Here is a 23,829-nt window from a genome sequence, read left to right as displayed (position 1 = left end):
CGTAAAAACAACGAAATGATCCTTAGAAAAGTTAGCAAGACTTCGTTGACATTAGTAGAAGACCGTGATAGTCTATTAAAGGTGCTTTTTATAGCAACGTCGGTGTCTGTCGTTGGGCAGACTTTGCGTCAACGAAGGCACATAATTTAATAACATCCAAGCACTTTTTTTATTCGTAAAAAAGAACCACCTGGATGTGTGGACTTAAAACTAGGAAGGGGAAAAATTATGCCAACCATTAACCAATTGGTACGTAAAGGCCGGAAGAGCCACAAGGGCAAGTCAAAGTCACCAGCTCTTGGATATGTTTACAACACATTTAAGAAGGAAGAAGTTAAGACTCCATCACCACAAAAGCGTGGGGTTGCTACCCGTGTCGGTACTATGACACCTAAGAAGCCTAACTCAGCTTTGCGGAAGTACGCCCGTGTACGTCTTTCAAACTTGATTGAAGTTACTGCTTACATCCCTGGTATTGGTCACAACCTCCAAGAACACTCTGTTGTTTTAATTCGTGGTGGTCGTGTTAAGGATTTGCCTGGGGTTCGTTACCACATCGTTCGTGGTACTCTTGATACTGCTGGTGTTGAAGGACGGATGCAATCACGTTCTAAGTACGGTACCAAGAAGCCTAAGGACAAGAAGTAAAATATTAGGAGGGATTAAGTAATGCCACGTAAAGGACATGTACAAAAGCGTGAAATTTTACCAGATCCAATGTACAACTCAAAGTTGGTTACCAGCTTGATTGACCACTTGATGATCGATGGTAAGCGCGGAACTGCTACTAAGATTTTGTATGCAGCATTTGATGAAATTAAGAATGAAACAGGCAACAACCCTGTAGAAGTTTTCGAACAAGCTATGGAAAACGTTATGCCTGTTCTTGAAGTTAAGGCTCGTCGTGTTGGTGGTTCAAACTACCAAGTTCCAATCGAAGTTCGTCCAGAACGTCGGACCACTTTAGGTCTTCGTTGGATTGTTCAATACGCACGGTTGCGTGGTGAACACACAATGGTTGAACGTCTTGCACGTGAAATCATCGATGCTTCAAACAACACTGGTGCCTCAGTTAAGAAGCGTGAAGATACTCACCGTATGGCTGAAGCCAACCGTGCTTTCGCACACTACCGCTGGTAATCACTGCGAATTGAAACCGGTTGTCTAACCAGTTACAATATAGGGGTGACGTAGATTATTTGAATAACCGTCATCCCTTTTTCTAAATAAAGTTTAATTTTTTGAAATAACCATATTCTGGAAGGAGATACACTTTTAAGATGGCTAACAAACGTGAATACCCTCTTGACAAGACTCGTAACATCGGTATCATGGCCCACATCGATGCCGGTAAGACGACTGCCACTGAACGGATTCTTTACTACACTGGTAAGATTCACAAGATTGGTGAAACCCACGATGGTGCTTCACAAATGGACTGGATGGATGAAGAAAAGGAACGTGGTATCACTATCACTTCCGCAGCCACTACTGCCGTTTGGAAGGATTACCGGATTAACATTATTGATACCCCAGGACACGTGGACTTCACTGTCGAAGTTGAACGTGCACTTCGGGTTCTTGATGGTGCCGTAACTGTTCTTGATGCCCAAGCCGGTGTTGAACCACAAACCGAAACTGTTTGGCGTCAAGCTGATGACTTTAACGTTCCACGGATTGTGTTTGCTAACAAGATGGACAAAGTTGGTGCTAACTTTGATTACTCAGTTCAAACTATTAAGGACCGGTTGAACGTTACTCCATTGCCAATCCAAATGCCAATTGGTGCCGAAGATACTTTCTCCGGTGTTGTTGACCTAGTTAAGATGGTTGCTTATGTTTATGACGAAGATAAGCTTGGTACTAACTGGGACACTGTTGATATTCCTGATGACATGAAGGAAGAAGCACAAAAGCGTCACGATGCCTTGATCGAAACTCTAGCTGACATTGATGACAACATCATGGAAAAGTACCTTGAAGGTGACGAAATTTCCGTTGACGAAATTAAGGCTGCTATTCGTAAGGGTACTTTGGAACAAAAACTCTTCCCTGTATTAGCTGGTTCAGCTTACAAGGATAAGGGTATCCAAATGATGCTTGATGCTGTTATTGATTACTTACCATCACCACTTGATGTTAAGCCATTTGTTGCTCACGATGCTGATGGTAATGAAGTTGAATTGACTGCCGGTGATAACAAGCCATTCGCTGCTTTGGCATTTAAGATTGCTACAGACCCATTCGTTGGTCGTTTGACATTCTTACGGGTTTACACTGGTTCACTTCAATCTGGTTCATACGTTCTTAACGCAACTAAGGATAAGCGTGAACGGATTGGTCGTTTGCTTCAAATGCACTCTAACCAACAACACGAAATTCCAGAAGTATTCTCTGGTGATATTGCCGCTGCTATTGGTTTGAAGAACACCACTACTGGTGATTCATTGACAGATCCTGATCACCCACTTCAACTTGAATCAATGGACTTCCCTGACCCAGTTATTCAAGTTTCTGTTGAACCTAAGTCTAAGGCTGACCAAGATAAGATGGACAAGGGTCTCCAAAAGTTGGCTGAAGAGGATCCAACCTTTAAGGCTGAAACCAACCCAGAAACTGGTGAAACTTTGATCGCCGGAATGGGTGAACTTCACTTGGACATCATTGTTGAACGTCTTCGTCGTGAATTCCACGCCGAAGTTACTGTTGGTAAGCCACAAGTTTCTTACCGTGAAGCATTTACTAAGAAGGTATCTGCACAAGGTAAGTTCGTTCGTCAATCTGGTGGTAAAGGTCAATACGGTGATGTATGGATCGAATTTACACCACTTGAAGAAGGTAAGGGCTTTGAATTCGAAGATGCCATCGTTGGTGGTGTTGTTCCTCGTGAATTCATTCCTGCCGTTGAACAAGGTTTGAAGGAAGCTATGCAAAACGGTGTATTAGCAGGTTACCCACTTGTTGATATGCACGCTAAGCTTTACGATGGTAGTTACCACGAAGTCGACTCTAGTGAAGCCGCCTTCAAGGTTGCTGCATCACTTGCATTGAAGAACGCTGCTAAGAAAGCAGATCCAGTTATCCTTGAACCTATTATGAAGGTTGATATCGTTGTTCCTGAAGAAAACATGGGTGACGTTATGGGTCAAGTTACTGCTCGTCGTGGTACCATTGATGGTATGGAAGAACGTGGTAACGCTCAACAAATCCACTCATTTGTTCCACTTTCAGAAATGTTCGGCTATGCTACTGCCCTTCGTTCTGCTACCCAGGGTCGTGGTACCTTCACTATGACTTTCGATCACTACTCAGCTGTTCCTAAGGCAGTTCAAGAAAAGATCATTAAGGAAAGCGGCAATAACTAATCATTATTGTCAATTAGCCTTAGAAAGGGCTTGAAGACGAATTAGTCTTCAAGCCCTTTTCTTATTCTTTGAATAAAAACGAATTATTAAGTGTTTACATTTAAAATAGTTCGTGTTAATCTAATGATACCAATTTATTGAAAGGAAATAATTTGATGGAGAACCTCGTTATTCACGGCACCTACTTTACTTCTAAAAATATGAATGAAGTAGAATCCCATGAAGATCATTTAATTTGTATTGATCGTTGCGGAACCATAACCCGAACATTATCACCAACTAATGATGAGTATTCTCAAATACTAAATGATGCCCGACAAGAGGAGAGGCTAATAGAACTAAAGGCTAACCAATACTTGTTGCCAGGGTTCATTGATCTTCATGTCCATGCTCCACAATGGCCTCAAGCGGGATTAGCACTTGACTTACCATTGACTGATTGGTTGAATCACTATACTTTTCCGTTGGAAGCTAAGTTTGCCGATTCTCACTATGCTCGTTATGTTTATCAAGACTTTGTTCATCAACTGCTTAGTCATGGCACTACTACTGCAATGATGTTTGGGACGATTCATAATGATGCGAACGTTGAGTTAGCCCGACAATCTATTATGCAGGGATTACGTGCATTTGTTGGTCAGGTTGTAATGGATAATCCAGAGCAGACACCGAAATATTACCGAAATCAATCGTCAACAACCGCTCTCCACGCAACGGAGCAATTTATTAAAAAGATATTTGCATTAGCTAAGAAGACTTCATTAACGGTGGTTCCGGTTATTACACCACGGTTTGTACCGAGTTGTACCGACGAAGCATTAACGGGCCTAAGTCAGCTTGCTAGGCAGTATGATTTACCGGTCCAGTCGCATTTAAGTGAGAGCGATTGGGAGCATGGATACGCAATTAAGCGGTTTGGTATCCATGACACGGCTGTAATGGATCATTTCCATCTTTTAACGAAAAAATCAGTAATGGCTCATGGAACTCAGCTAACTGAAGACGACTTAACGCTCCTTCGTCAAAGAGAGACTACGATTGCACATTGCCCAATTTCAAATGTTTATTTTGGGAATGGGGTTTTACCAGTTAGAAAATTATTAGCTCATGGAAATAGCATTGGGTTAGGGAGCGATATTTCAGGAGGCTATTCGCCAAGTCTTTACCATAATATCCGGCAGGCAATTAAATCATCACAGATGCTTACGGATGGGGTTGATAATTCTCTACCGGCGACGGTTCGTGGCGTTAAGGATTCACGAATAACAATGGCAAATGCATTTTACTTGGCGACTGTTGGTGGTGCTAAGGCTCTTCAATTAAAGACTGGGAAAATTGCTCCAGGCTTTCAAGCTGACTTTCAGATTGTTAATGATCACCAAACATTAATGAAATTATCAAGCGCCGATATTTTTCAGCGATTAATGTATCAAACCGAACAACAAGATATTCAAAGTGTTTATGTTGCTGGTAAAAAGGTTTATGAAAGAGAGTAGGAGGATATCTTAATGGACGAAAAGGCACAATTATTGATTGGACCTGATGAAAAGGTTCCAACCGGAGAAGCGGTATTACTTGGTTTACAACATGTTTTGGCAATGGACGTCTATGTTCCGCCAATTATTCTTGGTGGACTATTGGCAATGGGGGCGGCTGATTCCACAGGATTACTTCAAGCAACGTTTTTAGCGTGTGGGATTGGTACAATCTTACAAACGGCTTACTTTATGAAAATGCCTGTTTCTCAAGGACCATCATTTGTTCCCTTAACTGCGGCAGCTGGAGTTGTTCTTGCTAGTGGTGGCCTCCATGGTGGTGGAATGTCAACATTAATGGGGGCATTGCTTGTCGGGGCAATTCTATTAATCCTGCTAGGGCTTAGTGGTTTCTTTCAAAAAATTATTAACCGTTTAGTTCCGGCTGTTGTTGGTGGAACAATTATTACTTGTGTTGGTTTATCACTAATCCCTTCAGCATTGAATGATAATATTTTTGAGGCTAAAGGGGATGTTTACCAAAACATGGAATTAGCGGGAATTACTGCTGCCATCTTAATTATTTGTGTGGCAATCAGTATTCGTTTTCCTAAGGTTCAAAAGTTATTTAAGACCGGTTCAATTGTAATTGCTTTGCTAGTGGGAACAGCAATTAGTGCTTCAATGGGACGCTTTGATGCTTCATCAGTTGCGGCAGCTCCTTGGTTTAGTCTTCCTCAACGAACAATTTTTCACTGGGGAATTCACTTTGATATGACTGCAATTTTTACTTTCATTATTATTTATGCAATTTTAACTACTGAAACTACCGGAACTTGGTTTGCAATGGGTGCCGTAACAAATCATGAAATTACTGATAAGCAATGGAACCGGGGAATTATTGGTGAAGGCCTTAGTTGTTTAATTGCTACGATTACCGGGACAACACCTGTTACGGGATACTCCACGAACGCTGGAATTATTTCAATCACTGGTGTTGCCAGTAAGATTGTGTTTGTCGCTGCTGGAGTATGGTTCATTATTTTAGGGTTCTGTACGAAGCTTTCAGCCTTCCTTGCAGCCATTCCAGCTCCCGTAATCGGTGGGGTTTTCGCTATCATTACTGTAACGATTATGTTAAATGGGTTAAATGTTATCCGAAACTTGAAAGTACGGGAAAGCGACCTCTACATCATCGGCTTACCAATTGTAATTACAATTGCGTTAGTATTAATTCCGCAAAAGATTGTTCATGGTGCACCACAAATGATCCAATACCTTCTTGGTTCACCGGTTGCAATGGCAGCAATTACAGCAATTGTTCTTAATCTTATAATGCCCAAGCGAGCTAAAATTTAAAAGACGAAGCTGTAAATTAACCTAATTTAAGAGCCTGGTGGGCTAACCTAGAATGATGAATGAGAGTCGTTCGTAGCCGAATAGGCTTGCTTCGCTGCGTTAGACGCGAAGACTCAGGTTACAAAACGGAGTGAGTCTATATGGATTCCCGCGATTAGACTTAGTAGTTTTGAAAATTATTGGTAATAGTAAGAGACTGGAAAAATTTGTTTTTTCCAGTCTCGTTTTTTTTAGTTATTTTACTTTTGACGGTTAAACATAATTAGTGAGATCAAAGCAGCTACAAGTGTCCAGATTAAACCAACGATGCTTATGATTAAGCCAGGACGGAAGCCGGGTAATTGATAAGTGAACTTTATCCGGTGTGTTCCGGCTGAAAGCGGAATTCCTAGAAATGCTTGGTTGGTTCTAACCGTCTTAACGGCTTTACCGTTTACAGTAGCCTGCCAACCGCTCGAATAAGGAATTGAGGAGGTAAGAATTCCTTTTCTGCTAGTGCTGATCGTGCCTTGAATCTGATTTCGATTAAACTTGAGATTGCGTAAACCGTGGTTCTTAATTCTTGCCACCTGGTTCTCGTAATGATCATCAAGCTTCTCAGCAACTACCTGGTACTTTAATTGATAAGTACCAAGTTTTGTTGGTTGAAATGAAAGATGATCTGGGAGGCTGCCGGTATAGTAACCAATGTTTAATGTCGAATTTTTAACCTGCTTAAAGAATGAGAGGGTACTTTGCTTTGGTTGACTAATTGTTGCAGTGCCAAAGCGACTACCAATGTTAATTTTAAAGCTAATATCAGGTGAACCGTTAAGAACATGGTAGCGCCAATAGCGATACTGGTTATATTTATGATTAATACTACTACCAGGATTAGTTGCCATCTGTTGAAGGTGCTCCTGCTCATATTTGAGTTGTTCCTTCATTGAAAATGGGGTGAACTTAATTTGACTAAACTCAATATGAAGTTCAGAACCACGAAGTTTTCGTCTAAAAGCAGAGTTTGTTAACTGAGGAAGCTCAATTCGGTATTTTTCCTCGCTATCCGTGTATTTTAAGTTTTGAGGATTAACTTTGTTCAACCGGTTTGATATTAAATTGCTCTTTAATTTATAGACGTGGTTATTAAGATTTGCGACTTTCATTCCCTTAGTAACGTTTTCGTGGTTAACCACTACCCCGCTTGCTAATGCTCGTTCTTTCTCGGTAGGGGATAGCTCTTGATAACGTTTTTGACTAATATAACTATCTTGCCAGTAAATTAGTGGGAAAGCATTGTTTGACTTATAACGGTTTGTTTGCGTAGGAATAAAGTCTTTTTTATCTTTGATATCGCTCGGTTGACCAGAATCGTAATTAATAATCGGCGTAGATGATTGATCCAGGAAATAGCCAGCAGGAATCTTGGTTGCATTTTCACTATCACTTTGGACAAACAGGTACTTAACACCCAAAAAGTTATTAAGAACTGTTCGATCATCGACTTGACGAAGGGGAACGTTTGCTTGGTACTGGTTATTTTGCAAGCTTGTACTAAAATTACCTAAATATTGGTTTTGCAATGAATAATATGAATCAATATTATGAAGCCCGGAAGTAAGATCGTTATCAATAGTTGGGACATCAATAATTTGATTTTGGCTGATTGTGGACACCCGGTAAGTAGGGGTACGAGTCAAGCCTTTGTCAAGACCTCCATAACGCATCGCCATCATTTGCTGGTACTGTCCTCGGTTAAGCATCTTAGTACTAAAATCACCGTTAAACGGGAACGATGCGTAGATTGCATTGAAGCCTGCATTAAGAACGATAATTCCAAAAAGCCAAAGCTGGGGAGGATTAAGCCGATGGAAGTCAATTAGCCAGAGAAGGAGAAGTGAGGTTATGAGAAAGAGGAGGGGGATGACAATATCATTTTCGTTTTCAAAGAGAAACGTAACAAGGAGAATCATTACATAAATTCCTGTTGCGGTGGAAATAATTTTTAGCGAATGACGGGTGAGCGAAGGGGCATTTTCGACTAACAGGCAAATAGCCATTGCCAAAGGAAGATAGATTAAGAGGGTCCAGCGATTCGAGGCAGCCATCATTCCATTAAAAACTGCACCAACAGCAGGAATGAGAAGCATAATAAAGGCAAGGCCAAGGCTAATTGTAATTAATGGGTACTTTTTAGCGTTGATATAAACATAGACAAGGGCAATGAAACCAATGGAGACAATTCCTAAAGCGCTCCAAAACATAAAGGACCATTGATCACCGTTGATTAATTGCTTTGGTAAAAAGAGGTAGTAGTATAGCGGATAGACCTTCAAGCCATTAGCAAATTGTGCTCCGAGTCGAGTTGAATGGCTAACAGCAATCAGTTCTGGAATCCACATAATGGCTGATAAAAGTAAGCTTGTGATAGTAGCAAAAGCTAATTTAATAAATACTTGGAGATAATTAAGGGTCCTTAGGTACTTAGTCGTAACACGGAGAATAAGATAAATTAATGAACCAATTCCGAGAATAAATGCCAGATAATAGTTACTAATGAGCATCCATGAGAAAGCTCCAGTTAATGGCCATGCAGAGCCACCCTGTAAAATTCGTTCGATTTGAACCACAATTAATGGAAAAAGAATAAAGGGGGTTGTAAAAAACGGCTGGGCAACGCAAGCATATAATAGGAAAGAATTTACTAGATAAGCAGTCGTTCCTGCGAGAATGGTTGTGTTCTTAAATTTGAAGTGCTGTGCAAAGTAAACGAAGGACAAGCCAACGCAGTACATTCGAATAATGCTGATGAACTGATAAGCTCGAGTGATTTCACGCGCAGGAAAGAGGAGTGCCAAGTAGGAAAATATATCTCCAATATTATAATAGGAAAAGACTTGAAAAGTATCTGATCCCAATCCAAGCTGCCAAGACCAAAAATTAAGTTTTCCCGGATGATGGAGAAAGTTAACTACTGCTTGTCGATACTGGGCTAAGAGAGGAAGGTGCTGATTCAGAGCATCCTTACTCCAGATAATGCTATGACCAGTTACTAAGTAGGTTCCAAAAATACACAGGGCAAGGAATAAAAAGAGAACTGTGTATTCAAGATATAATTTAGTAACGTTTTTTTTCTTAAACGAAAACTCCATAAGTAACTCCTTGATAAATAAATGTGCAATGATCATATTTTAGCATTTGTTAGAACGAACACGACAAAAACTAAAAAATATTGCAGAAAAATTTCGTGGCTGCAATCAACTTGTAAAGAAAAAAGTGAAATTAATTTCTCAAAAAGGTTGATATAACAATCATTCTTTAGTATGATGGATAGGTGCTTGAGTTCAAGAGGTATATTTTGTATACCCCCAAACGAAATTAAGCTGCGAAGCGATGATGCGGAAGGTTGCGACACACCCGGCCGCTTTGCCACAGGATGTGGCGGTAATTTCCGCGGAGCTAGTCAAATTTTAAATCTGACGAAGGAGGGAATATAATGGCAAAACAAAAGATTCGTATTCGGTTAAAGGCTTATGAACACCGTATCCTTGATCAATCAGCAGATAAGATTGTTGAAACTGCAAAGCGTACAGGTGCTCAAATTTCAGGTCCTATCCCGTTACCAACTGAACGGACAATTTACACTGTTCTCCGTTCACCACACAAGTTTAAGAAGTCTCGGGAACAATTTGAAATGCGCACTCACAAGCGTTTGATTGATATCATTGATCCAACACCAAAGACTGTTGATTCACTTATGAAGCTTGATCTTCCAAGTGGTGTTGATATCGAAATTAAGTTGTAATTATATTTTTAAATTAAATTATTTTAGGAGGTGTACTCATGGCCAAAGGAATCTTAGGTAAAAAGGTTGGGATGACTCAAGTTTTTACTGACAACGGTGAATTGGTACCAGTTACTGTTATTGACGTAACACCAAACGTTGTTATGCAAATCAAGACTGTTGAAAACGATGGTTACAATGCCGTTCAACTTGGTTTTGATGACAAGCGTGAAATCTTGAGTAACAAGCCTGAACAAGGTCATGCAGCAAAAGCAAACACGACCCCTAAGCGCTTCATCGGTGAAATCCGTGACGCTGAATTAGGGGATGACATCAAGGTTGGAGACGAAGTTAAGGCTGATGTCTTCAATGAAGGTGAAACTGTCGACGTTACGGGTGTTACAAAGGGTCATGGTTACCAAGGTAACATTCACAAGGACAACCAATCACGTGGACCAATGTCACACGGTTCTCGTTATCACCGTCGTCCAGGTTCATTAGGACCAATCATTAATCGTGTCTTCAAGGGAATGAAGTTACCAGGTCGTATGGGTGGCAAGACTGTCACTATGCAACACCTTGAAGTTGTTAAGGTTGATCTTGATAACAATGTTCTTTTAATTAAGGGTAACGTTCCTGGTGCTAACAAGTCATACGTTACTATTAAGAATTCTGTGAAGGCTAACACTAAGAAGAGCCTGAGCAAGCAACACAACAAATAATTAAGAAAGGAGGAAGTTAATAATGACTAGCGTTAATTTGTACAAGCAAGATGGTAGCCAAAACGGTACTATCGATTTGAATGCTGATATTTTCGGTGTTGAACCAAATGAAAATGCTGAATTTGAAGCCATTCTTCGTCAACGTGCTTCAATGCGTCAAGGTACTCATGCCGTAAAGAACCGTTCAGCTGTTAGCGGTGGTGGTAAGAAGCCATGGCGTCAAAAGGGTACTGGTCGTGCTCGTCAAGGTTCAATCCGTTCACCACAATTCCGTGGTGGTGGTATTGTCTTCGGCCCAACTCCACGTTCTTACAAGTACAGCCTTCCTCGCAAGGTTCGTCAACTTGCTATTAAGTCTGCCCTTTCTCAAAAGGTTCTCGACAACGCTTTAGTTGTTGTTGATGCATTAAACTTTGATGCACCAAAGACTAAGGAATTTGCAGGAGTTATGAATAACCTTAAGGTTGCCGAAAAGGTACTGGTTGTTGTTACTGATGATGACAAGAACGCTGCTTTGTCTGCTCGCAACTTGGCAAATGCCACTGTTGTTACACCAGCTGGTGTTAACATCTTAAGTGTTGTTGACAGTCAAAAGATTGTCATCACTAAGTCAGCTCTTTCTCAAGTAGAGGAGGTGCTCGCATAATGGAAGCACGCGAAGTTATCTTACGTCCAGTAGTTACCGAAGCATCAATGGCCGGTATGGACGACAAGCGTTACACATTCGATGTTGATTTACGAGCAACTAAGACACAAGTAAAGAATGCTGTTGAAGAAATCTTTGGTGTTAAGGTTGTTAAGGTAAATATCATGAACTTGAAAGGTAAGAAGAAGCGTCAAGGCCGTTACGTTGGTTACACTAAGCGTCGTCGTAAGGCTATTGTTACTTTATCTGCCGACTCAAATGAAATTAAGCTGTTTAATGACAGCGAAAACTAATCATTAAAAAAAGGAGGAAAACATAGTGGGAATTCGTAAGTACAAACCTACTACTAACGGTCGCCGTAATATGAACGGTTATGACTTTGCAGAAATTACAAAGTCAGCTCCAGAAAAGTCATTATTGGCTCCTTTGAAGCACAAGGCTGGTCGTAACAGCTACGGTCACATTACTGTTCGTCACCGTGGTGGTGGTGTAAAGCGTCAATACCGTATCATTGACTTCAAGCGGATTAAGGATAATGTACCTGCAACTGTAAAGGCAATTGAATATGATCCAAACCGGACTGCAAACATTGCTTTACTTGGTTATGCTGATGGTACTAAGTCATACATCTTGGCTCCAAAGGGTCTTAAGGTTGGTATGACCGTTCAATCTGGTCCAGATGCTGATATCAAGGTTGGTAATGCTCTTCCATTAAAGAACATTCCAGTTGGTACAGTTATTCACAACATTGAATTAAAGCCAGGCAAGGGTGGTCAATTAGCTCGTTCAGCTGGTGCTTCTGCTCAATTACTTGGTAAGGAAGAAAAGTATGTACTTGTTCGTTTATCATCTGGTGAAGTTCGGATGGTTCTTGCAACTTGCCGTGCTACTATCGGTACTGTTGGTAATGATGAACATGCATTGCTGATTAAGGGTAAAGCTGGTCGTACTCGTTACGCTGGTCAACGTCCACATGTTCGTGGTTCTGTTATGAACCCTAATGATCACCCACATGGTGGTGGTGAAGGTAAGCAACCTGTTGGTTTACCATCTCCTCTATCTCCATGGGGTAAGAAGACCGCTGGTAAGAAGACTCGTTCACACAAAGCTCGTTCAAACAAGTTTATTGTTCGTGGTCGGAAGCGCGGTCCACACACTCGTTAAGATTAAATATCGCTTAAATACCCGAGAGGAGGTACACTAAATGGGTCGTAGTTTGAAGAAGGGACCTTTCGCTGACGCTTCTCTATTAAAGAAGGTTAAGGAACAAGAAGGTTCTGATAAGAAGACTGTCATCAAGACATGGTCACGTCGTTCAACAATTTTCCCAAGTTTTATCGGTTATACTTTTGCTGTATATGATGGTCGTAAGCACGTGCCAGTTTACGTACAAGAAGATATGGTTGGTCATAAGCTTGGTGAATTTGTTCCAACACGGACTTTCCATGGTCACGCTACTGATGACAAGGCAACTAAGTAAGGAGGGTGAACAATAGACATGGCTGAAAACATTACATCCGCTAAGGCAACTGCTAAGATGGTTCGTGTTTCTGCACGTAAAGTTCGTCTTGTTTTAGACGCAATTCGCGGTAAAAGCGTTGCTGAAGCATTTGCTATTCTGAAGTTCACTCCTCGTGGTGCCGCTTCAGATGTTGAAAAAGTATTAAATTCTGCTGTTGCAAACGCTGAAAACAATTTTGACTTAGATCGTGCTTCACTTGTAGTTAGCGAAGCATTCGCAAATGAAGGACCAACCCTTAAGCGGTTCCGTCCACGTGCTAAGGGTTCCGCTTCACCAATTAACAAGCGAACTAGTCATATTACAGTGGTTGTTACAGAACGATAGGAGGAATGAATAGTGGGTCAAAAGATCAATCCTAATGGTTTTCGTGTTGGGGTCATTCGCGACTGGACTGCTAAGTGGTATGCAGAAAAAGATTTTGCTAACTACTTAAACGAAGACCTTCGGATCCGTAAGTACATTGAAAAGCGACTTGCTGATGCCTCAGTATCAACCGTTGAAATTGAACGTGCTGCTAACCGCGTAAACGTTTCAATTCATACTGCCAAGCCTGGTATGGTTATTGGTAAGGGTGGTTCAGAAGTTGAAGCACTTCGTAAGGAATTAAACAAGTTAACTGGCAAGCGTGTCCACATTAACATTGTGGAAATTAAGAAGCCAGATTTGGATGCTCACCTTGTTGGTGAAAGCATCGCTCGTCAATTAGAAGCACGTATCGCATTCCGTCGTGCAATGCGTGGTGCTATGCAACGTGCAATGCGTGCCGGTGCTAAGGGTATTAAAACTCAAGTTGCTGGTCGTTTGAATGGTGCAGATATGTCACGGGTTGAATCATACTCAGACGGAACTGTTCCTTTGCACACTTTACGTGCCGACATTGATTACTCTTGGGATGAAGCAAATACTACATACGGTGTTCTTGGTGTAAAGACCTGGATTTACCGTGGTGAAGTTTTGCCAACCAAGAAGAATAACGATGAAGAAGGAGGGAAGTAAACATGCTAGTACCTAAGCGAGTTAAGCACCGTAAGGTTCAACGTGGCCACATGCGTGGCGAAGCCAAGGGTGGTAAGACTGTTTCATTCGGTGAGTTTGGTTTACAAGCATTGGATTCCCACTGGATTAGTAACCGTCAAATTGAAGCTGCTCGTATTGCTATTACCCGTTACATGAAGCGTGGTGGTAAGGTTTGGATTAAGATCTTCCCTCAACTTTCCTACACTAGCAAAGGTGTTGGTGTCCGGATGGGTAATGGTAAGGGTGCCCCAGAAGGATGGGTTGCCCCAGTTAAGCGTGGCAAGGTAATGTTCGAAGTAGCAGGTGTATCTGAAGAAACTGCTCGTGAAGCTTTACGTCTTGCCGGTCACAAGTTGCCAGTTCGCACTAAGATCGTAAAACGTGAGGAAGTAGGTGGACAATCTAATGAAAAGTAAAGATTACGTACAAGAACTGAATGGATTAACCACTGAGAAGCTACTTGACCGTGAAAAGGAACTGAAGGAGCAATTATTTAACTTACGTTTCCAATTAGCAACCGGCCAATTGGAAAACACTGCAAGTCTTAAGCAAGTACGCAAAGACATTGCCCGGGTTAAGACAGTTCTTCGTCAACAAGAATTAAATAAATAAAGAATACGAAAAGGAGGATTAGCGCATGAGTGAAGAACGTAATGCACGTAAGGTTTATCAAGGCCGCGTTGTTTCCGATAAAATGGATAAGACTATCACTGTTGTGATTGATACTTACAAGAGTGCCCCAATTTACGGCAAGCGTGTTAAGTATTCTAAGAAATACTACGCACATGACGAAAACAACGAAGCTAAGACTGGCGACACTGTACAAATCATGGAAACACGTCCATTATCTGCAAAGAAGCGTTTCCGTCTTGTAAAGATTGTCGAAAAGGCTGCTACCCTTTAATTAGCAGACAACTCTAAATTTCGTATTCTAATTCTTATTCAAAGATGGAAGGAGGACATTAACCGTGATTCAACAAGAAAGTCGGTTGAAGGTCGCTGATAACTCCGGTGCCCGCGAAATCTTGGTAATCAAGATCTTAGGTGGTTCCCGGGTAAAAACAGGTAACATTGGTGATATTATTGTTGCTACTGTAAAACAGGCAACACCAGGTGGCGTTGTCAAAAAGGGTGACGTTGTTAAGGCTGTTGTAGTACGGACTAAGCAAGGTCTACACCGTAAGGATGGTTCATACATCAAGTTTGATGAAAACGCTGCTGTTTTGATTAACAACGATAAGAGCCCTAAGGGTACCCGTATTTTTGGCCCAATTGCTCGTGAACTTCGTGGAGATGACTTCATGAAGATCGTTTCATTAGCTCCAGAAGTTCTGTAAGATTACCCAAAAATAAGGAGGTGCACTATCAACATGTTCATTAAAACAGGTGACAAAGTTCGCGTTATCGCCGGTAAGGACAAGGGCAAGGAAGGTACTGTTAAAAAGACCATTGCTTCTGCAAACCGTGTGATCGTTGAAGGCATTAACATGGTTAAGAAACACCAAAAGCCAAGTAACTCAAACCCTAATGGTGGAGTTATTGATACTGAAGCTGCTATCAGTGCTTCAAATGTTATGCTGATTGATCCTTCTACTAACGAACCAACCCGCGTTGGTTTCAAGTTCGTTGATGGTAAGAAGGTTCGTTTTGCCAAGAAATCTGGCAAGACTATCGACTAAAATTAATTACGAAAGGAGGAATAACTTCCAATGGAAAATCGTTTGAAAGCTAAGTACGAAAGTGAAATCCGTCCAGCATTGATTGAAAAGTTTAACTATTCATCAATCATGCAAGCACCTAAGATTGACAAGATTGTCTTAAACATGGGTGTTGGTGACGCTACTACCAACTCAAAGAACCTTGATGAAGCCGTTGAAGAATTGGGATTGATTTCTGGACAAAAGCCTTTAATCACTAAGGCTAAGAAGTCAATTGCCGGCTTCCGTCTTCGTGAAGGAATGTCAATTGGTGCTAAGGTCACTTTACGTGGTGAACGCATGTATGATTTCTTGGATAAGTTGATTAATGTTTCATTACCTCGTGTTCGTGATTTCCATGGTGTAAGCAACAAGTCATTTGATGGCCGTGGTAACTACACTTTAGGTATTCGTGAACAATTAATCTTCCCTGAAATTGATTTTGATAAGGTTAACCGTGTTCGTGGTTTGGATGTTGTTATTGTTACAACTGCACAAACTGATGAAGAATCACACGAATTATTGGCTCAACTTGGTATGCCGTTCGCTAAATAAAGGAGGTTCCACAAATTGGCTAAAAAATCAATGATCGCTAAGTGCAACCGTCCAGCTAAGTTCTCAAGTCGTGAATACACACGTTGTGCACGTTGTGGACGTCCGCACTCAGTTTACCGTAAATTCCACTTATGCCGGCTTTGCTTACGAGAACTTGCCCACAAGGGACAAATTCCTGGTTTAAAGAAGGCTAGCTGGTAAACAAATCACCGACAAAGGAGGAAAACATCGATGTCTATGAGTGATCCAATCGCAGATTTCTTAACTCGTATTCGTAACGCTAATATGGCTCAACACGAATCAGTAGAAGCACCTGCATCAAAGATGAAGAAGGACATCGCTGAAATCTTAAAGAATGAAGGTTTCATTCGCGATGTTGAATACGTTGACGATAACAAGCAAGGCATCATTCGTGTCTTCTTAAAGTATGGTAACGATGGTCAACGGGTTATTTCCGGATTAAAGCGGATTTCTAAGCCTGGTCTTCGTACATACGTTAAGGCTGACGCAGTGCCAAAGGTTCTCAACGGATTAGGGATTGCCATTATCTCAACATCTGAAGGTGTTGTGACTGACAAGGTTGCTCGCGCCAAGAAAATTGGTGGCGAAGTTATCGCCTACATTTGGTAATTAATTAAATTAAGTTAGGAGGTGCAAGCATGAGTCGTATTGGTTACAAGGAAATTGATCTACCAGAAGGTGTAGAAATTTCTCAACAAGGTAATGTTGTGACTGTAAAGGGACCAAAGGGTACTTTAAGTCGCGAAATTTCACCATTGATCAAGATGAGCGTTGAAGGTAACGTTGTAAAATTTGATCGTGATGAAGATAGCAACCAAGTTAAGATGGTTCACGGAACAACCCGTGCAAACGTCAACAACATGGTTGAAGGTGTTGTTAATGGATTTAGTAAGACCTTGAAGCTTGTCGGTGTTGGTTACCGTGCTCAATTTAAGGGTAACAAGCTTATTTTGACTGTTGGTTACTCACAACCAGTTGAAATGGACAAGCCTGAAGATGTTGATATTAAGGTTCCTGACAACACTACTATTGAATTAAGCTCAATCAACAAGCAACACCTTGGTGATTTTGCTGCTTTAGTTCGTGCCGTTCGTTCACCTGAACCATACAAGGGTAAGGGTATTCGTTACGAAAACGAACACATTATTCGTAAGGAAGGTAAGACTGGTAAGTAATATTTGGTTACTAACTAGTTATTATCGACAAATTAAACTAAATTTTATATTAAGAGGTGACTGTTGTGATTTCTAAACCAGATAAGAATAAGATCCGTCAACGTCGTCATATGCGCGTTCGCGGTAAGATTTCTGGTACTGCGGAGCGCCCACGCTTAAGTGTTTACCGTTCAAACAAAAACATTTACGCTCAATTAATTGATGACGTAAAGGGTGTGACGCTCGCAAGTGCCTCCACAATTGACAGTGAAGTTAGTGGAAAGAGCAAGACTGAACAAGCTAGTGGTGTTGGTGAATTAATTGCCAAGCGTGCTGCTGCTAAGAACATCACTAATGTTGTTTTTGATCGTGGTGGATACCTTTACCATGGTCGTGTTCAAGCATTAGCTGAAGCTGCTCGTGAAAACGGACTTAAATTCTAAGGAAAAGGAGGAATAACCTGCAATGACATCATCAGAATTCATTGATCCAGCAAAGTTGGACTTAGACGATCAAGTTGTTGCCATCAACCGGATTACCAAGGTTGTTAAGGGTGGTCGTCGGATGCGTTTTGCCGCTTTAGTAATTGTCGGCGATCGTAAGGGCCATGTTGGTTTTGGTACTGGTAAGGCTCAAGAAGTTCCTGAAGCTATTCGTAAGGCTCAAGCTGCTGCTGAAAAGAACCTGATCACTGTTCCTATCGTTGGTACTACTATTCCACACGAAGTTATCGGTACATACGGTGGTGGAAAGATTATGTTGAAGCCAGCCGTTGAAGGTTCCGGGGTTGCTGCCGGTGGTGCGGTTCGTAACGTTATGGACCTTGCCGGTGTAGCCGATGTTACTTCAAAGCGTCTTGGTTCAAACACTCCTGTTAACGTTGTTCGTGCAACATTCGAAGGTTTGAAGCAATTGAAGAGCGCTGAAGAAGTTGCTAAACTTCGTGGCGTTTCTGTAGACCACTTAGCAGAATAAGGAGGGCACTAATTATGGCTCAAGTTAAAGTTACTTTAATCCACAGTGTTGCCCACCGTCAGCCAACTCAACGCCGGACTGTTAAGGCTTTGGGTCTTGGTAAGATTAACAGTTCTGTTATCTTACCAGATAACGCTGCAACACGTGGCCAAATCTTTAAGATTGCTCACTTAGTTTCTATTGAAGAAGTTAAGTAATTACAACTAAATAATAAGGAGGTGCCTACTAAATGAAGTTAAACGAATTAAAACCTGCTGCAGGTTCTCGTTCAAAGCGTCTTCGTAAGGGTCGTGGTCTTTCATCAGGTCATGGTTTCACTTCTGGACGTGGTACTAAGGGTCAAAAGGCTCATGGTAAGACACGTTTAGGCTTTGAAGGGGGCCAAATGCCACTCTACCGGCAAATTCCAAAGCGTGGTTTCACTAATATTAACCGTAAGGAATATGCTATTGTTAACTTAAGTACTTTAGATCGGTTTGAAGATGGTACTGAAGTTACTCCACAATTATTGATGGAAAGCGGCATTGTTAAGAACTTGAAGAGCGGTGTTAAGGTTCTTGGTAACGGTAAGCTTACTAAGAAGTTAACTGTTAAGGCTAATAAGTTTTCTGCTTCAGCAGTATCAGCTATCGAAGCTGCTGGCGGTAAAACTGAGGTGATGTAATTGTTTACAGCCGTCAAAAATGCATTTAAGGTTAAGGATATTCGTAAAAAGATATTCTTTACATTATTTGTATTAATTGTTTACCGGATTGGGGCGGCGATCACAGTTCCTGGTGTTAATGCTGCTGCTTTGCAGGAAATTTCATCGACTGGATTGGCTTCAATCCTTAATACCTTTAGTGGTGGTGGACTAGAAAATTACTCATTATTTGCGATGGGGGTTTCTCCATACATCACTGCACAAATTGTTGTCCAATTACTACAAATGGATATTGTTCCACGATTTGTTGAATGGAGTAAACAAGGTGAAGTTGGTCGACGAAAGTTGAATCAAGCAACCCGATGGCTGACAATTGTTCTCGGATTTATTCAGTCAATCGGGATTACAGCGGGTTTTAATGCCTTAAGCTCGATAAAGCTTGTCAATCACCCAAATGTTACAACGTACTTGACAATTGGATTAATTCTAACTGCGGGAACAATGTTTGCAACTTGGATGGGTGATATGATTACTGAGCGAGGATTAGGAAATGGAGTTTCCATGTTAATCTTTGCCGGTATTGTTGCTCAGATGCCAGGTGGTATTTACCAACTATGGCAAGACCAAATTGCTGGTGAATCTGGATCAGCACTTTGGATGGGGATCGGTTTTGTTGCTTTAGTAGTAATTGCATTAATTATCATTGTTGCATTTGTTACTTGGGTACAACAGGCTGAACGACGCTTACCAATTCAGTATACTCGACGGACTACCACTTCACCTGCTAGTAGTTACTTGCCATTAAAGATTAACGTTTCTGGTGTTATTCCGGTTATTTTTGCTGGTTCATTTATTTCTACACCGCAAACGATCTTAATGGCATTCCAACAAAATCATGGTGGAGATACCTGGTACCAAGTGTTATCTACGATATTTAACATGCAGTCAGGGCCAGGAATTACATTATATATTTTCTTAATTGTTGTATTTACCTTCTTCTATGCCTTTGTTCAAGTCAATCCAGAAAAACTTGCGGAAAACTTGCAAAAACAAGGGAGTTATATTTCAGGAGTTCGTCCTGGAAAGGGTACTCAGCAATATATTTCAGCATTGTTAATGCGATTAAGTACTGTTGGTTCACTTTTCTTGGGATTGATTTCATTAATTCCATTAGTAGCCAGCAATGTATGGAACCTAAGTCAGTCAATTGGATTAGGTGGTACTAGCTTACTGATTATTGTTCAAATTGCTCTTGACGTTGTCCGTCAATTAACTGGTTTGACAATGAAACGTGAATATATTGGATTTATTCGTGGACCAAGACCAGAAGGAGGAGAATTATAATGACAATGAATCTTGTTTTAATGGGTTTGCCTGGTGCCGGTAAGGGTACCCAAGCTCAAAGGATTGTTGAGGATTTTGATATTCCTCACATTTCTACCGGAGATATTTTCCGGGCGGCAATTAAGAATGAAACGCCAATGGGAATTGAAGCAAAGAAGTACATCGATAAGGGAGAACTTGTTCCTGATGAAGTTACCAATGGTATTGTTAAGGAACGTCTTTCAAAGGATGATACAGTAAAGGGCTTCATGTTAGATGGCTTCCCACGTAATCTTAACCAAGCAGCTGCATTGGATAAGATGTTGGCTGAAAGTAATCGACAACTAGATGCGGTTATCAATATTCACGTCGAACCAGATGTATTGGTAGAACGACTAAGTGGTCGATTTATCTGTCGTAATTGTGGTGCAACTTATCACCGAGTATACAACCCACCTAAGGTTGAGGGTACTTGTGATGTTTGTGGTCATCATGATTTTTATCAACGTGATGATGATAAACCTGAAACCGTAAAGAATCGGTTAGATGTTAACATCAAGTTAAATACACCACTGGTAGACTACTACCAAAAGAAAGGTGTTTTGTACACAATCGATGGTCAACAAGACATTGACAAGGTTTATGAAGATGTTAAAAAGGTATTAGATAACCTTTAAGCTGTTAAACCTTGCGAAGTTTACATAGTTATGCTAAACTTTGTAAGGTTTATATAGCTTACAGTGGGAAATGATGTCGTTTTCCACCGTTTTTACGTCATTTCTTGGTTATGCAAGGAGGAACCAATTGTGGCAAAAGCCGATGTGATTGAAGTTGAAGGTAAGATTACTGAAACCTTACCTAATGCGATGTTTAAAGTTGAATTGGAAAATGGTGCTGAAATTTTAGCACACGTTTCTGGTAAAATTCGGATGCACTACATTAAGATTTTACCTGGTGACCGTGTTAAGGTTGAAATGTCACCATATGATTTGACCAAGGGTCGGATTACCTTCCGGTTTAAGTAGTAATTAAACAGTAACTCTCTAGGAGGATTAATAAAATGAAAGTAAGACCATCAGTCAAGCGGATGTGTGAACACTGCAAGATCGTAAAGCGTCACGGACGTGTTATGGTTATCTGCTCTGCTAATCCAAAGCACAAGCAACGTCAAGGTAAGTAATTTATTTAAATAAGGATGGAGGTGTAAATAAATGGCTCGTATCGCAGGTGTCGATTTACCTCGTGACAAGCGAATCGTAATCGGCTTAACATACATTTACGGAATTGGTAACACACGTGCTCAAAAGATTTTGAAGGACGCTGGTGTTTCTGAAGATATTCGTGTTCGTGATTTAACTCCTGAACAAGAAGAACAAATCCGTACTCAAGTTGATCAATACCAAGTAGAAGGTGACTTACGTCGTGAAGTTACTTTGAACATTAAGCGGCTCCAAGAAATTGGTTCATACCGTGGAATGCGTCACCGCCGTGGTTTACCAGTTCGTGGTCAACACACTAAGAACAATGCACGTACTCGTAAGGGTAAGGCAGTTACTATTGCTAACAAGAAGAAGTAATCTATTTTAATATAAAGGAGGTTAGTACTTAATATGGCAACCAAAAAAGGTACGCGTAAGCGTCGTGCAAAAAAGAATGTTGAAACTGGTGTTGCACACATTCACTCAACATTTAACAACACTTTGATCATGATTACCGATGTTCAAGGTAACGCTGTTGCTTGGTCATCAGCTGGTGTATTAGGCTTTAAGGGTTCACGGAAGTCAACTCCTTTCGCTGCTCAAATGGCTTCAGAAGCTGCAGCTAAGCAAGCTATGGAACATGGCATGAAGACTGTTGAAGTTGAAGTTAAGGGTCCAGGTTCTGGTCGTGAATCAGCTATCCGTGCTCTTCAAGCAACTGGTTTGGAAGTCACTGCTATTCGTGATGTGACTCCAGTTCCTCATAATGGTTCTCGTCCTCCAAAGCGTCGTCGTGTTTAATTGACATTGCTGGAGTTACGAATCCACCAATGGCCTTTTAGTCTAAAATACGAACTGCGTTTGAAAGGGGTACAGAGATAGAATGATCGAATTTGAAAAGCCAAACATTCACAAGGTTGAAGAAACTGATAGCTACGGTAAGTTCGTTGTTGAACCGCTCGAACGTGGTTATGGAACTACACTTGGTAATTCATTAAGACGAGTTTTACTGGCATCATTACCTGGTGCTGCCATCACTAGTATTCAAATTGATGGTGTTTTACATGAATTCAGTACTGTTGAAGGTGTTACTGAAGATGTAACTCAAATCATTTTGAATCTGAAGAAAGTTTCTCTAAAACTGGATTCAGAAGAACAAAAGGATCTTGAGATTGATGTTAAAGGTCCTGCTGAAGTTACCGCCGGTGATATTCAAGGCGATGGTGAAGTTGAGGTTCTTAACCCTGACTTATACATTGCTACCGTTGCAGATGGTGCCGAACTGCACATTAAGATGACTGCTGACAAGGGTCGTGGTTACTTTTCTGCAAATGATAACAAAGCTCGAATGGATGATCTCGCAATTGGTGTATTACCAATTGACTCCATTTATACCCCGATTGAACGTGTTAACTACACAGTTGAAAATGCTCGGGTTGGTCAACGTAATGATTACGATAAGCTAACCTTAGATGTTTGGACTGATGGTTCATTAACACCGACCGAAGCTGTTAGCTTGGGTGCTAAGATTTTGACTGAACACTTGGCAATGTTTGTTAACCTTACTGAAGAGGCTCAAAATGCACAAGTAATGGTTGAAAAGGAAGAAACCCATAAAGAAAAGATGCTTGAAATGACAATTGAAGAGTTGGATCTATCAGTTCGCTCATACAACTGTCTTAAGCGTGCAGGAATCAATACCGTTAAGGAATTGACTGATCGGACCGAAGCTGACATGATGAAGGTACGGAACTTAGGCCAAAAGTCACTTGAAGAAATTAAGTTGAAATTAAACGATCTCGGCGTTTCATTCCGTCAAGATGATTAATTAATCAAACCAATGGAAAAGGAGGGACAACTTCATGAGTTACCGTAAATTAGGACGTACAAGTTCACAACGTAAGGCTTTATTACGTGATTTAACTACTGATTTAATTGTTAATGGTCGGATTACTACTACCGAAGCTCGTGCTAAGGAAGTTCGTAAGACTGCTGATCAAATGATTACCCTTGCAAAGCGTGGCGATTTAGCTTCACGTCGTAAGGCAGCTGCTTTTGTTCGGAACGTTGTTGCTGATGTTAAGGAAGATGGCGACAACATCCGTATTCAATCTGCTCTTCAAAACTTATTTGAAGAATTAGCACCTAAGTATGCTGAACGTAATGGTGGTTACACACGGATTTTGAAGACTATGCCTCGTCGTGGTGACGGTGCTAAGATGGTTATCTTAGAATTCGTTGACTAACATTTCGTTAATCAAAGTTTATTAATACGTAATAAAGAATCACTATCATTGAAGTATAGAGCGTTACGATGGTGGGATTATTCCCTAGTCTAGCTTGAATGCGGATTAACCGTGCACTTCTCTGGTAAGTGATTTTTTATTTTTAAA

At 40.9% G+C, this 23,829-nt stretch carries 35 protein-coding genes; 34 read left to right on the top strand and 1 reads right to left on the bottom strand.

What is annotated here, in order from left to right:
* Positions 1-228 precede the first annotated feature (228 nt).
* From rpsL to MR181_RS02205, 5 genes are all read left to right on the top strand, one after another.
* Positions 229-648 carry a 30S ribosomal protein S12 gene (gene rpsL / locus MR181_RS02225; RefSeq protein ID WP_040530789.1) on the top strand — a complete coding sequence of 140 codons (420 nt, stop codon included), beginning with the start codon at positions 229-231 and terminating at the stop codon, positions 646-648.
* Positions 649-669: 21 nt separating this feature from the next.
* Positions 670-1,140: a 30S ribosomal protein S7 gene (gene rpsG, locus MR181_RS02220; protein ID WP_003716646.1), complete on the top strand. Its 471-nt coding sequence runs from the start codon at positions 670-672 to the stop codon at positions 1,138-1,140.
* Positions 1,141-1,280: 140 nt separating this feature from the next.
* Positions 1,281-3,365 (top strand): elongation factor G, encoded by a 2,085-nt coding sequence (fusA, locus tag MR181_RS02215; protein ID WP_102168790.1) that lies wholly within the window; start codon positions 1,281-1,283, stop codon positions 3,363-3,365.
* A 155-nt stretch (positions 3,366-3,520) separates the two neighbouring features.
* The gene (gene guaD, locus MR181_RS02210) at positions 3,521-4,861 is read left to right on the top strand and encodes a guanine deaminase (protein ID WP_242334328.1); all 1,341 of its coding nucleotides are present in this window, start codon (positions 3,521-3,523) and stop codon (positions 4,859-4,861) included.
* 12 nt (positions 4,862-4,873) lie between these two features.
* A complete protein-coding gene (locus tag MR181_RS02205) occupies positions 4,874-6,199 on the top strand; it encodes a uracil-xanthine permease family protein (protein WP_242334325.1) in 1,326 nt (441 codons plus the stop codon).
* 239 nt (positions 6,200-6,438) lie between these two features.
* Here MR181_RS02205 and MR181_RS02200 read toward each other — a convergent pair whose 3' ends face one another.
* On the bottom strand, positions 6,439-9,330 hold the full coding sequence (locus MR181_RS02200) for a YfhO family protein (RefSeq protein WP_242334322.1): 2,892 nt from the start codon (positions 9,328-9,330) through the stop codon (positions 6,439-6,441).
* Positions 9,331-9,674: 344 nt separating this feature from the next.
* Here MR181_RS02200 and rpsJ point away from each other — a divergent pair, with 344 nt between their 5' ends.
* The 29 genes from rpsJ to rplQ all read left to right on the top strand — a co-directional run bounded on the left by rpsJ (position 9,675) and on the right by rplQ (position 23,682).
* Entirely contained in the window at positions 9,675-9,983 is a 309-nt protein-coding gene (rpsJ, locus tag MR181_RS02195; RefSeq protein WP_242334319.1) for a 30S ribosomal protein S10, read from the top strand.
* Between the two features lie 38 nt (positions 9,984-10,021).
* Entirely contained in the window at positions 10,022-10,684 is a 663-nt protein-coding gene (rplC, locus tag MR181_RS02190) for a 50S ribosomal protein L3 (RefSeq protein ID WP_003716652.1), read from the top strand.
* A 22-nt stretch (positions 10,685-10,706) separates the two neighbouring features.
* Positions 10,707-11,330 (top strand): 50S ribosomal protein L4, encoded by a 624-nt coding sequence (gene rplD, locus MR181_RS02185; protein ID WP_242334316.1) that lies wholly within the window; start codon positions 10,707-10,709, stop codon positions 11,328-11,330.
* Positions 11,330-11,623, top strand: a complete 294-nt coding sequence (gene rplW, locus MR181_RS02180) for a 50S ribosomal protein L23 (RefSeq protein ID WP_003716654.1) — start codon at positions 11,330-11,332, stop codon at positions 11,621-11,623. The genes rplD and rplW overlap by 1 nt, the downstream gene beginning before the upstream one ends.
* Before the next feature lie 25 nt (positions 11,624-11,648).
* Positions 11,649-12,494: a 50S ribosomal protein L2 gene (gene rplB / locus MR181_RS02175; RefSeq protein WP_102168784.1), complete on the top strand. Its 846-nt coding sequence runs from the start codon at positions 11,649-11,651 to the stop codon at positions 12,492-12,494.
* A gap of 40 nt (positions 12,495-12,534) precedes the next feature.
* Positions 12,535-12,810 carry a 30S ribosomal protein S19 gene (gene rpsS / locus MR181_RS02170; protein ID WP_003716656.1) on the top strand — a complete coding sequence of 92 codons (276 nt, stop codon included), beginning with the start codon at positions 12,535-12,537 and terminating at the stop codon, positions 12,808-12,810.
* Between the two features lie 18 nt (positions 12,811-12,828).
* Positions 12,829-13,176 carry a 50S ribosomal protein L22 gene (gene rplV / locus MR181_RS02165; protein WP_003716657.1) on the top strand — a complete coding sequence of 116 codons (348 nt, stop codon included), beginning with the start codon at positions 12,829-12,831 and terminating at the stop codon, positions 13,174-13,176.
* Between the two features lie 12 nt (positions 13,177-13,188).
* Positions 13,189-13,848, top strand: a complete 660-nt coding sequence (gene rpsC, locus MR181_RS02160) for a 30S ribosomal protein S3 (protein WP_003716658.1) — start codon at positions 13,189-13,191, stop codon at positions 13,846-13,848.
* 2 nt (positions 13,849-13,850) lie between these two features.
* Positions 13,851-14,285, top strand: a complete 435-nt coding sequence (gene rplP, locus MR181_RS02155; RefSeq protein WP_003716659.1) for a 50S ribosomal protein L16 — start codon at positions 13,851-13,853, stop codon at positions 14,283-14,285.
* A complete protein-coding gene (gene rpmC, locus MR181_RS02150; RefSeq protein WP_003716660.1) occupies positions 14,275-14,481 on the top strand; it encodes a 50S ribosomal protein L29 in 207 nt (68 codons plus the stop codon). The genes rplP and rpmC overlap by 11 nt, the downstream gene beginning before the upstream one ends.
* 25 nt (positions 14,482-14,506) lie before the next feature.
* Positions 14,507-14,773, top strand: a complete 267-nt coding sequence (gene rpsQ / locus MR181_RS02145; protein ID WP_003716661.1) for a 30S ribosomal protein S17 — start codon at positions 14,507-14,509, stop codon at positions 14,771-14,773.
* Between the two features lie 64 nt (positions 14,774-14,837).
* Positions 14,838-15,206, top strand: a complete 369-nt coding sequence (gene rplN, locus MR181_RS02140) for a 50S ribosomal protein L14 (RefSeq protein ID WP_003716662.1) — start codon at positions 14,838-14,840, stop codon at positions 15,204-15,206.
* Positions 15,207-15,239: 33 nt separating this feature from the next.
* Positions 15,240-15,548, top strand: coding sequence for a 50S ribosomal protein L24 (gene rplX, locus MR181_RS02135; RefSeq protein WP_003716663.1), 309 nt, complete (start codon positions 15,240-15,242; stop codon positions 15,546-15,548).
* A 30-nt stretch (positions 15,549-15,578) separates the two neighbouring features.
* Complete coding sequence (gene rplE / locus MR181_RS02130; RefSeq protein WP_003716664.1) at positions 15,579-16,121, top strand: 50S ribosomal protein L5; 543 nt, start codon at positions 15,579-15,581, stop codon at positions 16,119-16,121.
* A 15-nt stretch (positions 16,122-16,136) separates the two neighbouring features.
* Positions 16,137-16,322 carry a type Z 30S ribosomal protein S14 gene (locus MR181_RS02125; RefSeq protein ID WP_003716665.1) on the top strand — a complete coding sequence of 62 codons (186 nt, stop codon included), beginning with the start codon at positions 16,137-16,139 and terminating at the stop codon, positions 16,320-16,322.
* A gap of 30 nt (positions 16,323-16,352) precedes the next feature.
* Positions 16,353-16,751, top strand: a complete 399-nt coding sequence (gene rpsH, locus MR181_RS02120; RefSeq protein ID WP_040530800.1) for a 30S ribosomal protein S8 — start codon at positions 16,353-16,355, stop codon at positions 16,749-16,751.
* 29 nt (positions 16,752-16,780) lie between these two features.
* Positions 16,781-17,317: a 50S ribosomal protein L6 gene (gene rplF, locus MR181_RS02115; RefSeq protein WP_102168783.1), complete on the top strand. Its 537-nt coding sequence runs from the start codon at positions 16,781-16,783 to the stop codon at positions 17,315-17,317.
* A gap of 65 nt (positions 17,318-17,382) precedes the next feature.
* Complete coding sequence (gene rplR, locus MR181_RS02110) at positions 17,383-17,739, top strand: 50S ribosomal protein L18 (protein WP_040530802.1); 357 nt, start codon at positions 17,383-17,385, stop codon at positions 17,737-17,739.
* Positions 17,740-17,761: 22 nt separating this feature from the next.
* Positions 17,762-18,271 carry a 30S ribosomal protein S5 gene (rpsE, locus tag MR181_RS02105; protein WP_003716669.1) on the top strand — a complete coding sequence of 170 codons (510 nt, stop codon included), beginning with the start codon at positions 17,762-17,764 and terminating at the stop codon, positions 18,269-18,271.
* 14 nt (positions 18,272-18,285) lie between these two features.
* On the top strand, positions 18,286-18,468 hold the full coding sequence (gene rpmD, locus MR181_RS02100; protein WP_003716670.1) for a 50S ribosomal protein L30: 183 nt from the start codon (positions 18,286-18,288) through the stop codon (positions 18,466-18,468).
* A gap of 32 nt (positions 18,469-18,500) precedes the next feature.
* Positions 18,501-18,935: a 50S ribosomal protein L15 gene (gene rplO, locus MR181_RS02095; protein ID WP_003716671.1), complete on the top strand. Its 435-nt coding sequence runs from the start codon at positions 18,501-18,503 to the stop codon at positions 18,933-18,935.
* Positions 18,936-20,258: a preprotein translocase subunit SecY gene (secY, locus tag MR181_RS02090; RefSeq protein ID WP_242334313.1), complete on the top strand. Its 1,323-nt coding sequence runs from the start codon at positions 18,936-18,938 to the stop codon at positions 20,256-20,258.
* A 5-nt stretch (positions 20,259-20,263) separates the two neighbouring features.
* Entirely contained in the window at positions 20,264-20,914 is a 651-nt protein-coding gene (locus MR181_RS02085) for an adenylate kinase (protein WP_277956480.1), read from the top strand.
* Positions 20,915-21,043: 129 nt separating this feature from the next.
* The gene (gene infA / locus MR181_RS02080) at positions 21,044-21,262 is read left to right on the top strand and encodes a translation initiation factor IF-1 (protein ID WP_040530804.1); all 219 of its coding nucleotides are present in this window, start codon (positions 21,044-21,046) and stop codon (positions 21,260-21,262) included.
* Positions 21,263-21,297: 35 nt separating this feature from the next.
* Positions 21,298-21,417 carry a 50S ribosomal protein L36 gene (gene rpmJ, locus MR181_RS02075; RefSeq protein ID WP_003714521.1) on the top strand — a complete coding sequence of 40 codons (120 nt, stop codon included), beginning with the start codon at positions 21,298-21,300 and terminating at the stop codon, positions 21,415-21,417.
* A gap of 31 nt (positions 21,418-21,448) precedes the next feature.
* The gene (gene rpsM, locus MR181_RS02070) at positions 21,449-21,814 is read left to right on the top strand and encodes a 30S ribosomal protein S13 (protein WP_003716675.1); all 366 of its coding nucleotides are present in this window, start codon (positions 21,449-21,451) and stop codon (positions 21,812-21,814) included.
* A 33-nt stretch (positions 21,815-21,847) separates the two neighbouring features.
* Complete coding sequence (rpsK, locus tag MR181_RS02065; protein ID WP_003716676.1) at positions 21,848-22,237, top strand: 30S ribosomal protein S11; 390 nt, start codon at positions 21,848-21,850, stop codon at positions 22,235-22,237.
* Positions 22,238-22,319: 82 nt separating this feature from the next.
* Entirely contained in the window at positions 22,320-23,264 is a 945-nt protein-coding gene (locus MR181_RS02060; protein ID WP_102168780.1) for a DNA-directed RNA polymerase subunit alpha, read from the top strand.
* Positions 23,265-23,298: 34 nt separating this feature from the next.
* Positions 23,299-23,682: a 50S ribosomal protein L17 gene (rplQ, locus tag MR181_RS02055; RefSeq protein WP_003716678.1), complete on the top strand. Its 384-nt coding sequence runs from the start codon at positions 23,299-23,301 to the stop codon at positions 23,680-23,682.
* Positions 23,683-23,829 lie beyond the last annotated feature (147 nt).

This window comes from Limosilactobacillus urinaemulieris, from assembly GCF_932750685.1.
GTDB lineage: Bacteria > Bacillota > Bacilli > Lactobacillales > Lactobacillaceae > Limosilactobacillus > Limosilactobacillus urinaemulieris.
The sequence above is the reverse complement of the archived record's forward strand: the minus strand, read 5'-3'. Positions and strand labels throughout refer to the sequence as shown.

What these genes read in the sequence shown, in the direction of transcription:
- rpsL (WP_040530789.1), top strand. Translation starts at nt 229, where the DNA reads ATGCCAACCATTAACCAATTGGTACGTAAAGGCCGGAAGAGCCACAAG.
- rpsG (WP_003716646.1), top strand. Translation starts at nt 670, where the DNA reads ATGCCACGTAAAGGACATGTACAAAAGCGTGAAATTTTACCAGATCCA.
- fusA (WP_102168790.1), top strand. Translation starts at nt 1,281, where the DNA reads ATGGCTAACAAACGTGAATACCCTCTTGACAAGACTCGTAACATCGGT.
- guaD (WP_242334328.1), top strand. Translation starts at nt 3,521, where the DNA reads ATGGAGAACCTCGTTATTCACGGCACCTACTTTACTTCTAAAAATATG.
- MR181_RS02205 (WP_242334325.1), top strand. Translation starts at nt 4,874, where the DNA reads ATGGACGAAAAGGCACAATTATTGATTGGACCTGATGAAAAGGTTCCA.
- MR181_RS02200 (WP_242334322.1), bottom strand. Translation starts at nt 9,330, where the DNA reads ATGGAGTTTTCGTTTAAGAAAAAAAACGTTACTAAATTATATCTTGAA.
- rpsJ (WP_242334319.1), top strand. Translation starts at nt 9,675, where the DNA reads ATGGCAAAACAAAAGATTCGTATTCGGTTAAAGGCTTATGAACACCGT.
- rplC (WP_003716652.1), top strand. Translation starts at nt 10,022, where the DNA reads ATGGCCAAAGGAATCTTAGGTAAAAAGGTTGGGATGACTCAAGTTTTT.
- rplD (WP_242334316.1), top strand. Translation starts at nt 10,707, where the DNA reads ATGACTAGCGTTAATTTGTACAAGCAAGATGGTAGCCAAAACGGTACT.
- rplW (WP_003716654.1), top strand. Translation starts at nt 11,330, where the DNA reads ATGGAAGCACGCGAAGTTATCTTACGTCCAGTAGTTACCGAAGCATCA.
- rpsS (WP_003716656.1), top strand. Translation starts at nt 12,535, where the DNA reads ATGGGTCGTAGTTTGAAGAAGGGACCTTTCGCTGACGCTTCTCTATTA.
- rplV (WP_003716657.1), top strand. Translation starts at nt 12,829, where the DNA reads ATGGCTGAAAACATTACATCCGCTAAGGCAACTGCTAAGATGGTTCGT.
- rplP (WP_003716659.1), top strand. Translation starts at nt 13,851, where the DNA reads ATGCTAGTACCTAAGCGAGTTAAGCACCGTAAGGTTCAACGTGGCCAC.
- rpmC (WP_003716660.1), top strand. Translation starts at nt 14,275, where the DNA reads ATGAAAAGTAAAGATTACGTACAAGAACTGAATGGATTAACCACTGAG.
- rpsQ (WP_003716661.1), top strand. Translation starts at nt 14,507, where the DNA reads ATGAGTGAAGAACGTAATGCACGTAAGGTTTATCAAGGCCGCGTTGTT.
- rplX (WP_003716663.1), top strand. Translation starts at nt 15,240, where the DNA reads ATGTTCATTAAAACAGGTGACAAAGTTCGCGTTATCGCCGGTAAGGAC.
- rplE (WP_003716664.1), top strand. Translation starts at nt 15,579, where the DNA reads ATGGAAAATCGTTTGAAAGCTAAGTACGAAAGTGAAATCCGTCCAGCA.
- rpsH (WP_040530800.1), top strand. Translation starts at nt 16,353, where the DNA reads ATGTCTATGAGTGATCCAATCGCAGATTTCTTAACTCGTATTCGTAAC.
- rplF (WP_102168783.1), top strand. Translation starts at nt 16,781, where the DNA reads ATGAGTCGTATTGGTTACAAGGAAATTGATCTACCAGAAGGTGTAGAA.
- rpsE (WP_003716669.1), top strand. Translation starts at nt 17,762, where the DNA reads ATGACATCATCAGAATTCATTGATCCAGCAAAGTTGGACTTAGACGAT.
- rpmD (WP_003716670.1), top strand. Translation starts at nt 18,286, where the DNA reads ATGGCTCAAGTTAAAGTTACTTTAATCCACAGTGTTGCCCACCGTCAG.
- rplO (WP_003716671.1), top strand. Translation starts at nt 18,501, where the DNA reads ATGAAGTTAAACGAATTAAAACCTGCTGCAGGTTCTCGTTCAAAGCGT.
- MR181_RS02085 (WP_277956480.1), top strand. Translation starts at nt 20,264, where the DNA reads ATGAATCTTGTTTTAATGGGTTTGCCTGGTGCCGGTAAGGGTACCCAA.
- rpmJ (WP_003714521.1), top strand. Translation starts at nt 21,298, where the DNA reads ATGAAAGTAAGACCATCAGTCAAGCGGATGTGTGAACACTGCAAGATC.
- rpsM (WP_003716675.1), top strand. Translation starts at nt 21,449, where the DNA reads ATGGCTCGTATCGCAGGTGTCGATTTACCTCGTGACAAGCGAATCGTA.
- rpsK (WP_003716676.1), top strand. Translation starts at nt 21,848, where the DNA reads ATGGCAACCAAAAAAGGTACGCGTAAGCGTCGTGCAAAAAAGAATGTT.
- MR181_RS02060 (WP_102168780.1), top strand. Translation starts at nt 22,320, where the DNA reads ATGATCGAATTTGAAAAGCCAAACATTCACAAGGTTGAAGAAACTGAT.
- rplQ (WP_003716678.1), top strand. Translation starts at nt 23,299, where the DNA reads ATGAGTTACCGTAAATTAGGACGTACAAGTTCACAACGTAAGGCTTTA.